The 16,224-nt window shown below is 27.7% G+C and carries 15 protein-coding genes; 2 read left to right on the top strand and 13 right to left on the bottom strand.

What is annotated here, in order from left to right:
* Positions 1-25: 25 nt before the first annotated feature.
* From ptsP to N4A48_RS01905, 5 genes are all read right to left on the bottom strand, one after another.
* Entirely contained in the window at positions 26-1,732 is a 1,707-nt protein-coding gene (gene ptsP, locus N4A48_RS01885; RefSeq protein ID WP_293663980.1) for a phosphoenolpyruvate--protein phosphotransferase, read from the bottom strand.
* Between the two features lie 283 nt (positions 1,733-2,015).
* Positions 2,016-3,086: an HD-GYP domain-containing protein gene (locus N4A48_RS01890; protein WP_293663981.1), complete on the bottom strand. Its 1,071-nt coding sequence runs from the start codon at positions 3,084-3,086 to the stop codon at positions 2,016-2,018.
* A 107-nt stretch (positions 3,087-3,193) separates the two neighbouring features.
* Entirely contained in the window at positions 3,194-4,174 is a 981-nt protein-coding gene (locus tag N4A48_RS01895; protein ID WP_293663982.1) for a YeiH family protein, read from the bottom strand.
* A gap of 79 nt (positions 4,175-4,253) precedes the next feature.
* Positions 4,254-4,826 carry an indolepyruvate oxidoreductase subunit beta gene (locus N4A48_RS01900; protein WP_293663983.1) on the bottom strand — a complete coding sequence of 191 codons (573 nt, stop codon included), beginning with the start codon at positions 4,824-4,826 and terminating at the stop codon, positions 4,254-4,256.
* Positions 4,827-4,838: 12 nt separating this feature from the next.
* Positions 4,839-6,629: a thiamine pyrophosphate-dependent enzyme gene (locus N4A48_RS01905; RefSeq protein WP_293663984.1), complete on the bottom strand. Its 1,791-nt coding sequence runs from the start codon at positions 6,627-6,629 to the stop codon at positions 4,839-4,841.
* A gap of 174 nt (positions 6,630-6,803) precedes the next feature.
* Here N4A48_RS01905 and N4A48_RS01910 point away from each other — a divergent pair, with 174 nt between their 5' ends.
* Complete coding sequence (locus tag N4A48_RS01910) at positions 6,804-7,742, top strand: DUF362 domain-containing protein (RefSeq protein ID WP_293663985.1); 939 nt, start codon at positions 6,804-6,806, stop codon at positions 7,740-7,742.
* Positions 7,743-7,765: 23 nt separating this feature from the next.
* Here N4A48_RS01910 and N4A48_RS01915 read toward each other — a convergent pair whose 3' ends face one another.
* From N4A48_RS01915 to N4A48_RS01925, 3 genes are read right to left on the bottom strand one after another with little or no spacing between them, the layout of a single operon-like run.
* On the bottom strand, positions 7,766-8,107 hold the full coding sequence (locus N4A48_RS01915; RefSeq protein ID WP_293663986.1) for a hypothetical protein: 342 nt from the start codon (positions 8,105-8,107) through the stop codon (positions 7,766-7,768).
* Positions 8,108-8,163: 56 nt separating this feature from the next.
* The gene (locus N4A48_RS01920; RefSeq protein WP_293663987.1) at positions 8,164-10,461 is read right to left on the bottom strand and encodes an Eco57I restriction-modification methylase domain-containing protein; all 2,298 of its coding nucleotides are present in this window, start codon (positions 10,459-10,461) and stop codon (positions 8,164-8,166) included.
* 38 nt (positions 10,462-10,499) lie between these two features.
* Entirely contained in the window at positions 10,500-11,408 is a 909-nt protein-coding gene (locus tag N4A48_RS01925) for a patatin-like phospholipase family protein (protein WP_293663988.1), read from the bottom strand.
* Between the two features lie 475 nt (positions 11,409-11,883).
* Between N4A48_RS01925 and N4A48_RS01930 the strand changes: the two genes are divergently transcribed.
* Positions 11,884-12,534, top strand: a complete 651-nt coding sequence (locus N4A48_RS01930; protein ID WP_293663989.1) for a YidC/Oxa1 family membrane protein insertase — start codon at positions 11,884-11,886, stop codon at positions 12,532-12,534.
* 201 nt (positions 12,535-12,735) lie between these two features.
* Here the strand turns inward: N4A48_RS01930 and N4A48_RS01935 are convergent, their stop codons facing one another.
* The 5 genes from N4A48_RS01935 to N4A48_RS01955 form a co-directional block, all read right to left on the bottom strand.
* The gene (locus N4A48_RS01935) at positions 12,736-13,992 is read right to left on the bottom strand and encodes a hypothetical protein (RefSeq protein ID WP_293663990.1); all 1,257 of its coding nucleotides are present in this window, start codon (positions 13,990-13,992) and stop codon (positions 12,736-12,738) included.
* A gap of 146 nt (positions 13,993-14,138) precedes the next feature.
* Positions 14,139-14,606, bottom strand: a complete 468-nt coding sequence (locus N4A48_RS01940) for a PIN-like domain-containing protein (protein WP_293663991.1) — start codon at positions 14,604-14,606, stop codon at positions 14,139-14,141.
* Positions 14,607-14,660: 54 nt separating this feature from the next.
* Positions 14,661-14,981 carry a hypothetical protein gene (locus N4A48_RS01945; RefSeq protein ID WP_293663992.1) on the bottom strand — a complete coding sequence of 107 codons (321 nt, stop codon included), beginning with the start codon at positions 14,979-14,981 and terminating at the stop codon, positions 14,661-14,663.
* The gene (locus N4A48_RS01950; RefSeq protein WP_293663993.1) at positions 14,962-15,360 is read right to left on the bottom strand and encodes a hypothetical protein; all 399 of its coding nucleotides are present in this window, start codon (positions 15,358-15,360) and stop codon (positions 14,962-14,964) included. The genes N4A48_RS01945 and N4A48_RS01950 overlap by 20 nt, the downstream gene beginning before the upstream one ends.
* Positions 15,361-15,403: 43 nt before the next feature.
* Positions 15,404-16,090: a zinc ribbon domain-containing protein gene (locus tag N4A48_RS01955; RefSeq protein ID WP_293663994.1), complete on the bottom strand. Its 687-nt coding sequence runs from the start codon at positions 16,088-16,090 to the stop codon at positions 15,404-15,406.
* Positions 16,091-16,224 lie beyond the last annotated feature (134 nt).

The following is a 16,224-nucleotide window of genomic DNA, read 5'->3' on the forward strand; positions in this document are numbered from 1 at the left end:
TATATCGACATAAGGTTTTTGTTATTTAAGCAAAATTATTTTCCATATATTCTTCTATTTCTTTAGAAGTACCCATAGATACTACTTTTTCGGCTACTTCTTTCATTTCTTCATATTTTAATGAATTTATAAGCTTTCTAGCTGAAAGTATAGATATTGGACTCATACTGAATTCATCAAGTCCCATTCCAAGTAATATTGGAATCATTCTCTTATCTCCTGCTGCTTCTCCACACATACCTACCCATTTACCTTCTTTATGACCATTGTCTATAACCATTTTGATAAGTCTTAAAACAGCAGGATTAAATTGATTATATAGATTTTGTATTTTTTCATTCATTCTGTCTACTGCAGTAGTGTATTGTATTAAATCATTAGTTCCTATACTAAAGAAATCAACATGCTTTGCAAGTATATCTGATATTAATGCAGCTGATGGAACTTCTATCATCATACCAACTTCTATATTCTTGCTGTAAGATATACCTTCTTTATCTAAATCACATTTAACACTCTCAAGTATTTCTTTTGCCAAAAGTAATTCTTCAAGACTAGATATCATAGGGAACATTATTCTTAAGTTTCCACTTACACTAGCTCTTAAAAGAGCTCTTAATTGAGTTTTGAATATATCTTGTCTATCAAGACATAATCTTATAGCTCTATATCCCAAGAAAGGATTCATTTCCTTATCCATTTGAAGATACGAAAGCTCTTTGTCTCCACCTATATCAAGAGTTCTTATAACTATAGGTTTTGGATTCATACTCTCAAGAACAGCCTTATAAGATTCATATTGCTCATCTTCTGTTGGAAAATCTGATCTATCCATGTATAAAAATTCAGTTCTATAAAGTCCAACACCTTCTGCACCGTTGTTTATAAGGCCTTGTACATCATTTGGAGTTCCTATATTACCCGCTAACTCTACATGTCTTGAATCTAATGTTTTACTTTCTTGTCCTTTTAAAGACTCTAATTCTTTTTTTTCTTTCTCAAACTTTTCTTTTAAAGTTCTATATTCATTTATAGTATTTTCATCTGGATTTACTATAACTTCACCTGTTTCCCCATTAAATATTACATAATCTCCATCTTTAACAGCCTTAGTTATATTTTTAAGTCCTACAACCGCTGGTATTTCTAATGTTCTAGCCATTATAGCTGTATGAGAAGTCCTTCCGCCTATATTAGTTAAAAATCCTATAATATTTTTCTTATTCATAGTTGCAGTATCAGATGGTGTTAAGTCATTAGCAATTAATACAACTTCATCTTCAAGAGCTGATAAATCTATGAATTTTATATTTAATATATGTCGTAAAACTCTATTAGCTACATCCTTTATATCCGCTGCTCTTTCTTTCATATATTCATTATCCATAGATTCAAACATAGAAACAAACATACTCTTTATTTCATTCAATGCATAATCAGCATTTACTTTTTCATCTTTTATTTTACTTAAAGTAGAATCTACAAGTTCTGGATCTTGAAGAACTAATAGATGTGCTTCAAATATTTCAGCTTTTTCTGCTCCTAACTCAACTAAAGCCCTTTCCTTAATCTTAATCAATTCTTCTTTTGATTTGTCTATTGCATCCATTAGTTTTTTCTGTTCTAACTCTATATTCTCTATAGTTTTCTTTTCTATAATTATTTCATTATGCTCTAATACTAACGCTTTCCCCAAAGCAATACCAGGTGATGCATTCATTCCTTTAATCATTTTAACCTCTCCTTCACATAAAAAATTCGTCTACTCGCTATCGCGGTGACTCATGTCGCCAACGATCCCTACGGACTCCGTTGCTCAAAAATAGTTGCAAGTATAGCTTTTTTAATATGTTATCCACAAAACAAAAAATGATATAATTCCTTAAGCATAAAAAGACATCAACAAGCGATTATGAATATTCTTAACAAAATTGTACGTACATATCCATAAAACACTTTGGTTAATGCCTGCATAACCACTAAATTCTTATATAAGGACGTTTTCCCTAGTTATATTATATGAATTCCTTTATATATACTTTAGAATTTTTACTGTTACTCAAATCTATTATTTCATCAGTGTCTTCTATTTCAACTAAAGGCCTACATATATTCTGATTTGGTATAAATATTATTTTTCCAATTTTCCCATTATCTAAAACAACCTTATTTCCTAAATATTCTCCAGCTATTTTTTTCAAGAACAAATATAAAATTTCTGTATCTAATTTAGATAAAAACTTTTCTTCAAGTATTTTTATAGCATCAAAAGGAGTATGCTTATCTCTATAAGGTCTGTTAGATGTAAGAGCACTATAAACATCAGCTATTGCTATTATCTTAGCATATGTGCATATTTGTTCTCCTTTTTTTCCAATCGGATATCCACTCCCATCTATTTTTTCATGGTGCTCAAATACAGCTTTTTTAATTTTATCACTTATGTCAGGAATTTCTTTAACCATCTTGTATCCTAAAGTACAGTGTTTTTTTATTTCTTCATATTCTTCTTTTGTTAGTTTTTCTGATTTACCAATTATATCCTTAGATATTTTTATTTTTCCTAAATCACTCAGTATTGCAGCAAGAGTAAGTTCTTTTAATTCATACTCACTTAGACCAATCCATTTTCCTATTTGATAACTTGTTAAAGTAACAGTCATAGAATGCATATATATATAGTCATCCATATCTTTTAATTTATTTATCAACTTAAATAAATTAAGTTTTCGATCACATGCTTTGATTGCATTTTCTATTGTTTTTTCAAAATCATCTTTCTTTATACCCTCACCATATTCTATAGAAGAAAAACCCATTTTTAAGTTATAGAGTAGTTCCCTCATATCTTGTTTAAAATCATAGACTTCAAAATATTCTTTTGTATAAGTATCGTCCATTCCTTCTTCAACAAGAACATTCACTTTATGTACATCATGAATAAAAAGCATATTTTTTATTTTCTCTATATCATCAAATTCAAATCCTTCTGATAATAAACATATTCCATTGCTACTTATAATATCCTTTTCAAGAATCATACCTATTTTTAATTCATCTACGTTTACAACAATCTGCCTTTTCATGTTTTTATATCTCCCGCCTTTTTACTACTGTATTTTATGAAGATTCAGTTAGAGTAAATACTCCCGCTGAATTAAATTTCTCTTTATTCAGATAAGTTATAATCTTATTATACTATACAATATATAGATACAAAATACATAGTCATAGATATTACTGAAAATAATAATATTCCCACTATAAGTGCCTTCATTCCTTTATCTTTTATACTCTTAATATCTACATTAAGACCCATACCAATCATTGCCATTAGTATAAACACAGAACTTAATTTAGATAATACTTTTATCCACTCTAAAGGTAGTATATTCAAAGAGCTTATTATTCCAGCTAATACAAAATATAGTATATACATTGGAAATTTGACCTTACTCTCTTTATCTTCTTTATTAAATATATAGCTAAGAACTAATGAAATTGGAACTAGCATAACTACTCTTCCCATTTTTACCAATGTACCTATTTCTCCAGATTGATTTCCCCTTGCAAAAGCTGCTGCAATAGCATGTGCTACTCCTTGAAGAGATATACCAGACCAAATACCATATTCTAAATTACTCATACTAGAAGTTATTGATATAGTAGAATATACAAGTACACCTATTGCCCCCAGAAAGTTTATTATAGATACCGCTACAATTGAATCATCTTCTTCAGCATTTATACAACTACTCATTGCAACAACTGCTGAAGCTCCACAAATGCTAGATCCTACCCCAAGCAAAACAGCTACCTTATTATTAATTTTAAACACTTTACCCAGTAAGTAGGATAATATTAAAACAAAGGGAACATATAATATAATCATCATTACAACCTTCGGACCCAGTTCTATAAGCGATCTAAAATTAAGCTTAAATCCAAGTATAACTATACCCAACTTTAGTAAAGTTTTAAGCGAGAAGTTAATTCCAGGCTTCAATACTTCTCTAGTCTTAAAAGTATTATTATATATAATTCCGATTATAATTCCTATTGTCAGTGACTCTAAGTTCATTATGTGTTTTATTTTATTATTTATAAATATAGATATTATTGATATTAAAAATACAAACAATAAACCTGGTAATAATTTTTTTATTCTATTCAAGTTAATCTCCCCCTTAAATTGATTATAGCAAAGAATATATATAATTAAAAATCCCCTAGAAATTTTTCTAGGGAATTTTTTATTTATAATCATATCCAATATTAAAAGCTTTTATGTTATGTTCTATAAATTTTTTAGGAACATTTCTTTGAATTACTTTCTCCCAAGTTTCTTTTTTTATATCTAATTTTTTTGCCATAATTCCTATTAAAACAGTATTTCCCACTTTAGTATTTCCAACTTCTTTTCCTACTTTTATTACATCTATATCAACTACATTATACTTTTGTTTTAAATTATCTAATATTCCTTCCGGATATTCCTCTACCTCTTGCTGAATACTAGTTGATGGTATTCTATATGTGTTTACAATAGCTAATCCATCATCTTTTATCATGTGAGAATATCTATATCCCTCCATAGGTTCCATAGCAAGCAATATATCGCACTCTCCATGAGGAATATTAGGCGAATATACTTTACTATCTATTTTAACACTTCCATACACCTTACCACCTCTTTGAGATAAACCTATAACATCATTAGTTTTTACATCATATCCTGCTTCTAAAGCAGCTTCACTTATTATTTTGGTTGCTATAACTAAGCCCTGACCCCCAACACCTGTTATTAATATATTTTTTCTATCCATATCCATCATCCTTTACTCTTTATTCTTTAAATCATTATCTGTTCTAGAGCTTTTAATCGCATTAACAGGACATACTTGAGCACAAATAGAACATCCAACACACATATCCGGATCTATAGATGATTTTAACTTTTCGTGTCCCTCATACTTCTTCATTAATAACGGCGGACAATTGGTTTTGATACAATTTCTACAGCTAATACATATATCAGGATCTACATAAAAATGAGGATGTCTCATTCTATATTGAAGCGCACATGGTCCCGTAGCAACTATTATGGATAATCCTTCATGCTTTATTTCTTCATCAATAACATCTTTTGCTTTTTTATAGTTGTACTGATTTAATACTTTGATTCTTTCAAATCCTATAGTTTTGAGAAGTTCTTCTATACTTATATCCATTTCATTGTCAGAGCTTGCATTGGGCTGTCCACCTGTCATAGCAGTAGTCTTATTATCCAAAACTATGATCGTCATATTTGCATTTTCATCTAATTTATGCATTAAATTGATAAATCCATTGACACCTGAGTGAAAAAACGTTCCATCTCCAATCATTGCAACTAATGGCTTTTTATTTCCTGATAAATCCCATGCTTTCCTCATTCCTTTTAATATACTTACACCAGATCCCATACTTATATTTATATCGTGAACTTCAAAAGGATATAAAACACCCATAGAATAACAACCTATATCCCCAATAACATTCACTTTTGCTTTTTTTAGTATGTCATAAATAGGTCTGTGAGGACAACCTGAACAAAATTGAGGACTTCTTGATGGAACTTCTAATCTTTGTTGTTCATTAAATTTTCTTTTTTCTATTAATCCTGCTTTTGCAAGTCCTTTTTCTACATCTTCAATTTGAATTTCTCCAGTAAATGAAAAATACTGTTTTCCTTTACAATCAATACCATTTATTTTCAATTCGTTCTCTATAAAAGGCATCATTTCTTCTAAAATTATTATGTTTTTATATTTTTGACTTAATTCTTTTATTTTTTTAATAGATATTGGATAAACCATACCTAATTTATATATAGAAGCATTCAAATCTATTTCTTTTAGATGTTGATATACAAGACCTGAGGTTATTATAATTGTATCTGTTCCTTCTTTTTCTTCTAATTTATTTAAATCTGTATTATAAGCAAGATCCTCTAGTTTTTGAAGTCTTTCCTTCATAAAATATTGAGCTTTATCTGTATACGGTGGAAGCATACAATATTTATAGGCATCTTTTTCAAAAGACTTATTATCAATTTCTTCTCTTTCCCCTAAATTTACTATACTCCTGTTATGACATAATCTACTTGTTATTCTAAGCATAAAAGGTATATTATAATTTTCACTTAGCTCAAGTCCTATTTTAGTGAAGTCTTTAGCCTCTTGCGAATCACTAGGATCTAATATTGCCATATTTGCAAATTTACCGAAAACTCTATTATCCTGTTCATTTTGAGAAGAATGCATTCCAGGATCATCACCGGTAATCAATATGAAACCTCCATTTATTGTAGTTTGTGTAAATGTCATTAAAGGGTCTGCTGCAATATTAACACCTACATGCTTCATACTACAAAGAGATCTAACTCCTCCAAAAGATGCTCCCATAGCTACTTCTAATGCAACTTTTTCATTAGTTGAAAATTCACTGTACACTTCTTTGTAGTTTTTTATATTCTCTATAATCCCAACCGTAGGAGATCCTGGATAACTAGATGCTACTAATCCACCTGCCTCATAAAATCCTCTAGCTATAGCCTGATTTCCCGTCAACACCACTTTTTCATTCATAAATTTAACAACGCCTTTCTATATTACTTATTTCTACTTCTTTATTATGTATTTATTTAATTATTTTTAATCACTATATAATCCTCATTTTTAGGACTATATTGGCATTACTTGTATATCCATATGTATTTATATAAATTTCTTGGATATTCTAATTTTATAAGGAGGTTTTTTATGAGAATTAATAGAAAAATAAAAGATAGTATAGTTGCTATAACTCAGTCAAAGAGTGAAAAGGACTCATTAAAAGATGCACTGGATATGCTTCCTATAGGAGATATGATAAAAAATGATGATACAGTGGTTATAACTCCTAACTGGGTTAAATCTAAACAACCATCAACAGGTACAGTAATAGGTCCAGATACTTTAAAATCATTAATTCAGTATGTAAAAGGTTATAATCCTTCAAAAATATACATAGCAACAGGTTCTGGAGGAGATGAAACCTTAGATGTAATGAAATTCGTAGGTTACGATAAAGTAATTAAAGATGAAAATGTAGAGTTTGTAGATCTAAACTATGGACCATATACAACAATAGATTTAGACCATAATATAATTCCAAATACTAAAATAAACGAGCTGATAGACGAAGTTGATGTATTAATATCATTTACCCAGCTTAAGCAACATGAGGAAGCTACCATGAGTGCTAGTATAAAAAACATAATGCTTAGTTGGCCTCCAGCTGGTGTTCATGGATTTCCAAAGAAAAAATTAGGTATACATGAAGATTTGCATGGATTTATAGTTGCAATGTCTAAGAAAATACCTATAGATTTAAGTATCATCAGTCTTGATAAGACTATGATAGGAAATGGCCCAAGCGAAGGAAAAGCAGTGGGTACAGATGGTCTTACAATAGCAGGAACAGACCCCGTTGCTTGTGATACTGTAGCAGCTAGAATGTTAGGATTTTTACCTCAAGCAATTAATTACTTATACAAACTATATATAGATAAGGTTGGAGAAGCCAAGCCTGAAAATATGATATTAAAGGGTATTCCTATTGCACAGGCAGAAAAAATATTCTCAAAAGCCGCTTATAATCAAGAAATAGTTATAGATAAAAACGGTATTAAAAATATTCATGGAAATCAAAAAAAATAAGTTGAAAACATTACGTTTTCAACTTATTTTATATCACTCATAGAATTTACTATAGTAACCTTACTATAAAAAAACTTTTTTTCTAGTTTACTCAATCTCAAACTTTCTTTTATTCCTATTTTATCCAATATATATATTCTTTTAAATCCACTTTTCATAAATTTTTTAAATATACTTTTTATACTATTTTCTTCGCTTGTTTCAATCTCATGTGGCTGTACAACTAGATTGTATCTTGATGCTTTTATTTCTTTTATATTCTCTTTATACTCTATAAAAAATTCATTTATTTCTTCCTTAGATATATTACCACCCACATTTATTAACAGCATCTTATCTTCTTCACTAACATTTATTTTAAACATGAAATCCCTCCTTCTATATATATTTATGAAGGAGACTATTATATATTAATACTATTTCATATATTTTTTAAATTTAAATCATCATATATTATACCTAAATTCTCTTTAGTTAAGTTAAATGAGTCTATTATAATATAATCTACCTCTAACTCTAATCTATATATTTCTTGTTTTAACTCTATTATATCTGTATCTTTTTTGTCATAGCTTTTGTTGTTCTTTATTATATCTATATCTAATTTTAAAGACATTATCTTTTTACCTATATCTTCTATTTCTTTATATTTTGAATTCTTAAATATACCCAAATCCATTATAGAATTAGGATAATAATCATATATATGAGTACTTATTTTTTTTGCAAACATTTTGAAATAAAATTCATATACCCTTGAATTAAGTAAAGTCACTATATATTCTAAAGAGAAGATTTCCTCATACATATCTTTTATATAAAAAGAATATACATCCGCACTACAATAATATCCATTTCTATCAATTGAAAATTTATTATGCGAAGCCTTGTAAGGATACATTATCTTATCTTTTTCAAAGTACTTATAATCTCTACCCCATTGAAGTTCGTACCATTTTCTTATATTTTTTCTACACTCTCTTCTATTCATTAACTTTTCCTTATATTTTGCTATATAATTTAAAGCATTTTTATATTTAGATTCATCTTCAATAAAATCCGAATATATTATAAACAAATCATTATCTTCAATAAAGTATCTACTTATATTTTTATTTTTAATCCATTTTCTAAGTATACGCTTTTCTATATTATTATCTTCAACATCCTTTCCACTTAAAACAAAAGCCTTGTCACATCCAGTTATTATGCCTTGAAAGCTTTGAGCTATATCTTTTAATTTATACTCTAAATTTTCGTTTATTTTATTATAAATATCTAATTTATTATCAGATATAATAATCCATCTTTCATCATCAAGATCACACTTTTTCAAATTGAATTTTTCAAAACATTTATCATTTAACATAATCTCAAGGCTTATATTATTACCTAAATTTAAATTATCATTTTTAAGCTTATACACATTTATATTATCCGTATCCAACTTTTTCTTAAATGTAAATATTGCACTAGCCACCCCTACACCCTTAAATACTTGATTTCCGTAAAAATCTACTATTTCTATTATACTCGAATTTCTTTTAAGATACCCTCTAAGTAATTTACCACTTGGACTTTCTATAAAGTATCTAGGAGTTATTATACAAGCCTTTCCATCAACATCTAAAACATCTAATATCCTCTTATAAAAGCAATAATACAAATCAGATTTATCCTTGAATACATCTCTGTACTCATCAATTAGCCATTTTTTATAATGACTATCTAACTTCTTACTACCAACATATGGAGGATTTCCTATAACATAATCGTATTTATTACTCCAAAATTCTCTTTCTTTAATGTACTTATCATATTCCCACTTTACCAAACTATCTGAATTTATAATATTAATATTACAACTGAAGTTTTTTGTATCTTTTATAATTAAATTTACAATAGTAATGTCTATAGCAAACTTATCAACATCAGACCCATATATACAATTTCTTAACAAATGATAATGAATATTTTCCTTTTTCCAATAATCTATACCCCTAAGCTTTATATCTTTTTCACCGTTTTTTATAATATATATCTCATCCTTATATACCTCTTTAAGAATACTTAAATTTTCAATAAACTTCTTTTTTAACATATCATATGCCTTTATAACAAAATGCCCACTCCCACATGCAGGATCTAAAATTTTTATAAAGGGTTTTTTCACTATATCTTCATCTGCAATAGTCTTATTTAGAATATAATCTATTATAAAACTTGGGGTATAAAACTGACCAAGAGACTTTCTAATCTCCTCATCCATAAAAACTTCATATAAATCTCCAAGTATGGTATTATCTATTCTCTGCAAATAGTCTACATTAGATTTTATTTTATCTATTGTATTGTACATAATATATATTTCATCTTCACTCAATTGAGCTTCACTTAAATTTATCTCTTCACAAAATAAATTTAAATCTTCATAGTTTTCTGTATTTTTAAGATAAATTTTTAATATTTCATTAAGTCTATTACCTATAATAAATTTATTTTCATTATAATTTTCTTCAAGTTTAAAACCATTATTTTGAAATATTCTAATTAAAAAAACCTTATTAATAAAAATATAAGCCTGTCTAAACGCCAAAGATTTATCACAACTTTTATATTTAGTATTTAAAATTCTTATATATACCTGAGTTAATTGTTTATGCATCTTTTTAAATTTAAATACTAATTTTTCTTTAGTAAAGCTTGATTTTTTGTCCATACAGCACTCCTTAGTATAATTTGTTTAAATAAATTATACTACAACCAGCTATCCTTAATCCAATCATTTGCAAATTTTATATCATAAGTATCTGCCACATTAACAAGATAAGGTATTTGTTTACAACTATCTAAAGCAATAGATTTTGAAAGTTCAGGATTTACTCTTAAAAAATTATCCATTAACAATCCACTGCTATAATAATTATCAGCCTCCATATTCCCATCAAACAATATACTAAGTAGTGGATATGGAGGATTTTGTCCAAGTCCCCATTCAATAGCTCCCCACTTTCTTGTATCTACTTTTATATTTTCTGGAGTAAATCCCGTTCCAATAGACAAAAGTCTCATATCTTCAAGCTTTTTATTTGCTCCATCTATATCCTTAGCAACACAAATCGAAGCTAAACTTGGATTGTTTGCAATAACACCTCCATCTATATGTTTTTTATAAGATGGAAAATATATAGGGGCTGAACTACTATATAAGGCTACATCTATTACATACTCATTATCTGTTCCCATAGCTTCAAAGTTAGTATAAAACTTAGGTCTCCAGCTACCGTTATCCTTAGTTATAACTTGAAAACTTGGTATTAACACTTTCTTTTTTAAATCTTTTAGCTTAAGTTTTTTAGGAAATACTCTCATAAGAACTTCCTTCAAATGCTTATTATTGTACTTTGGTCTAAAAAATTCGTTGTATTTGGGAGAAAATATATATTTACAGTTAGTCATAGAGTATAAGTTCAATATTTCTTTTACAGATAATCCATAGGCAAGACCTAAGGCTATAAAAGCACCAGTTGATGTACCAGCAAATAAATCTGTATTTTTGATTAGTTGTTTATTTTCTTTTTCAAGTCTTTTAAGTATATTAGCACTAAGCACTCCTCTTATACCTCCCCCGTCAAAGGTCATTATCCTATACTTTTTCTTAGACATAAAAATCCCCCCTCTAAATCATCTTAGTATTAAGGTATGATTTAAGGGGGGATGTGGTGAGGTTAGGTCACTTTAATAAATTTAGAGAAAAAATAAAAGTATAGATTTCAATTTACAGTTCTTTACATATAGAACTTAGTATACTATAATTATATTAATAATTATATAAAATTCTCAACGAGGTGAAGTAATGAAGTTAGATTTAAATAATATACTATATATATTAATCTATATAGCCTTCTTATTATCAACAATTGGATGTCTAGTTTACTTTTGTGAAAAACGTGCATCTTACCAAATCGAATATATTTTAACAAAAAATATATTTTTAAATAGATTTAAGTATTCTGAAATATTAGAACTAAGACAGTATTTTAGTTTTCAAAAATATGATATTTGGAGATATTGTAGTTTGTTCTAATTTGAAATGAGCCTTTTTATAAATCTAAATTTAAAAGTTAAAGGAGAAAATAAAATGGATTTCATTTCAAGTATATTACAAGATTTATTAAATATATTATTCAGTTTTACAGGAGATTTAGGAATTGCAATAGTATTTATAACCTTAGTGGTGAAACTGGTTTTAATGCCACTATCTTTAAAGCAAAGGTTTGCTATGAGAAAACAACAAGATTTAGCAGAAAAGATTAATCATATAAAAGAAAAGTATAAAGACAATACTAAAGAGCTTGAGGAACAACTACAAAAACATTTAGCCGAAAGTATGAAAAGTATGTTAGGATGTTCAACACTTTTAATACAGATGCCTGTAATTTATTCACTATATAATACATTTTTAAATATGCCACAAAGTTCAGCAAGTATATTGATTCCATGGATTAGTAGTTTAAATGTATCAGATAATTTATTTATAATACCTTGTATCTATACTTTAACTATGTTAGCTCCAAGTTTAATAAGCTTTATTCCATATTTTAAAGTAAGTTCTCAAATTGCATTTAGTAAGCAAATGGCTATCTCTACAGTTATAATGAGTTTTATATTAACAGCTAAGACTCCAGTAGCTATTGGTATATATTTTATAACTAGTAGTGTATATTCTTTAATTGAGGATATTTGCTTTAGAATATATGTTAAACAGAAAAGTAAATTAATTGTAAATTGATATAGTAATCAGCTATCTTATATCCTAGATAGCTGATTTTTATATCAATTCTTAATTTTTAGGCATTTATGAAGTTCTAGTTTTTCCATATAAGCTATACACACAGGAATATATAAATGTAATATTTTTGTAAACATTTTTTGTGTTATAGTAGTTATAATATACTATATAGAAAAATATATACAAAGTGTATATAATGATCTAATAGTAATCATAATAATTACTACTCATTTCTGCTCTCATCTCTCCTTCCCATTCTGCTTTAATCTCAGCCATTATCTCATTGTGTGCTGACATCATTCCATTAATTCCACTTAAAAAGGAAAGTAATTCTTCGAAAAAATCATTCACATTATCAACATCAAACTTATGTTTCTTCTTAAAATATACATTCAAATTTTTGCTAAATGGATAGCGAAATAAATCTGCACCTCCATCAATACTATTAAGTTGATGAATATACTTAAATGCATTTTCTGCAGTCTTATCTCCTTTGGGTGGATTAGCATGTTCTTCAATTTCATCCTTGATTAAATTCCATAGCCCTAAAACTTTATGTTTTTTCTTATTCATTAGTTTTAATGCTTCTTGTAATTCAAACGAACATTCTTCAAATAAAGTTTCCTTTAATGATATTTCAACCGCATTACGATATAAATAACACATTGGAATAAATAAAAAGTCTTTTAAGGTATCATCATTGCTAATTAATTCGTAAAGATATTTTGCTGAATTAGTGTATGCTTTGACATATGGATAATACTCTTTAAAATTATACTTATATCCAACAACACTTTGCCCATAATAACTTCCGCCTTCTTCAAGAAAAATTGGTTTTAGTTCTTCATCCCTCTTATATTCACCATAAGTATCCTTATATAGCGAATCCAATATTTTGTATGCTATAAGCATCTTATTTCCAAACTTAACCAAATCTATATGTGTTTGTTCTGTAAAAACGGGATGTATTGAATATATTTTATTGCCAAGCCAATCCTTTTTAGTTGAAATTCCAAATGGATACCTAAATGAGTCCGATTCTCTATCAATATCATTAATATCACGGAATAGCTCTAATAACCAGCAAAATGAATCTTCATCTACTCTAATATCTGATTCAATATATGGCCTTATTTCAAGTAATAAATTGTGTAAATTATGCTTTGTTCTTTTAAGAAACTCACTTCTGTCTTCTATATTGCTAATATACTTAAATGCAATTGCTTTTAAAATCAACTCGATACTGTGTCTAAACAAATAAGCAACAGCGAAAAAGTAATTATCCAATTTACTTATACTAGCTGATTTAAGTAAATACTCAGTAAGTTTATATGCCGATAATTGAAATTTCTCAGCATATAACTTCAATAAAATACCTAAGTCGTTGTTATTTTCTATTTTAATGATTTTACCACTATCAATTTTATAAATATCTGCATTTGTCCCAATCCACTTCAATTTATCACTCCTTACGTAACATTTAGAGTCCTTTTCAATAGATTCTCTAGTATCAAAAGGACTCTAAACAAAGAGTCCTTTTCTCTACTTAAAAATATCATCCAATACGATCAAAATTTTTATCTAGCGTTTATACAAATACAAGTTTATCCTTTTAAATAGTCATAATACACTGCCTCTTTTTCAATAACTTCAAAATCTATGTCCTTAACTTCATAATCTACATACGACACATCATAATCATTGCATGGATAATCTATATAATTTTCATAATCATACTCATGATGAGTTATAGTATCTGTAATCTCTTCGTCTATCTCCTTTATAAGTTGTTCCTCAACATATCTTTCAGCATTTAATTCTAATTCTGTTATATACGAAAGCACATTATAGTATTTTGAGGTTACGGAGTAAAAATCCCTTAATGTTAAGAAATGAATACTTTTATTGCTATTATACCTTTTAAATTCCTCAATCAATTCTTTTCTAGGTCCAATTAATTTGTCATTCTCCATTTCCCACCAATCAGGTTTTTCATCATTTGTTATAAATAATATATCTCCGTTATTATTACTTGAATATCTTAGTATCTCTTTCCATACAATATAATTCAAGTAATACATTTGCATCAATGTTTAATCTTTATGCAAAAGCAGTATAAAAATACTTTAAAATACACTCTTAATTTTCGTATACATTCCTATCAAAGGTTCATAGCCTAATATAATGGTAATTATAGAACTAATCAATCCAATTAATGCTACTAGCATGGTAATTATTTTTACAAAGAAATTATCAGCAAGTCTATTATATGTATGATATTTTATTAGCCCAGACCAATAAATAAAAGATATAGGAAACACTACAAAAAATCTAATCCCCTCCCTCAACCATACTGTCGGATTCTTAAGTTGAGAAATAATAACCTGCTCTTTATCTTCTAATGCTCCCATATAAGCAATAAGGCAATCATCTATCATTCTTATCATATAAGTTTTGATAAGTAAGACTCCCACCAAAGCCAACCATAGGTTGTGACAGAGAAAATTGTTTTCTTATTTCAGATAGCCCATTATAGACAATATGATAATTTTTATATGCTATCTTAGAAAATGGTGGTTGAAATAAACTAGCTATCCCATAGCTTCCCATTATATTTTGCATTTTTGAAGATTTCAAGCTTAGCCATTCATAAACTTCTTCATTCATTTGTCCTTTAAATAGTCCATTTCCAAGTTCTCTATATTTGTTAATATAGTCAATTGTAAAGTCTTTGTTTATTGATATATTTCTGTATCTAAATAGTATTTTTATAACACCAATAACACAAATACATACGATAATCAGTATTGTAATCCATCTTTCCACATTCTCACCCTATATTTAAATTTTTTATTATATATCTTGAATTTTAAGAAATGTCGAATTCAAATTCTTCTACAGCAATTGGTCTACCTGTAAAATTTGTGTAATCAAAACTAAATGCATGATCAGAGTTTTTGTTACAAACCCCAATATATCTTTCATTATTTTTTAGTTTCATTACATTAACTCTTCCATTGCATATAGGACAGTCGGAATAAGCTTTTATTAAAAAAAACTTTCTTTCTTCATCTAATAAAAGTAAAAAATCACCTAAAAAAGTATTCACTCCCTTAAACCCTTGGTTTTTAAGAGTTCCCAGTATATATAATAATCCAAATCCTAATAGCATAGACAATGGTATCACATATTGTATCCATGTATTACTTCTTAATAAGATTCCGCCTTTAAAGAAACTTACAATAGATACTATACTCCCAATAAAACCTATTAGTCCTACAAAACCACTAAACATAGATGCTTTTTTAATATCTAGCGGTATTTTTTTAATCTTATCCATATTATATTTAATATGTTTTTGCTGATTATCTACATTATAATTTATACTGTCAATGTGATACCTATGGTTATCCCCATTTCCTCCAATATTTACACTATTGTGACCACTTTTGATAGATTGACTTTTAGAACTATCTTTACCCAAGTTCACACCACAATTTGGACAAAATTTGTAAACTTCAGGAACTATTTTTTTTCCACAATTATGACAATACACATAGTTCTCCTCCTTTTTACCTTGATATCTATATTATAACTACAAATTATTCCAAACTACAAATAAATTTTACAAAAACAGGTACTCAAATGATATTCATTTTTGCTTTTTTTATATAACCAAACTAAAAATGG

The sequence above is a fragment of the Tepidibacter sp. genome, assembly GCF_025210165.1.
Classification (GTDB): Bacteria; Bacillota; Clostridia; order Peptostreptococcales; family Peptostreptococcaceae; genus Tepidibacter_A.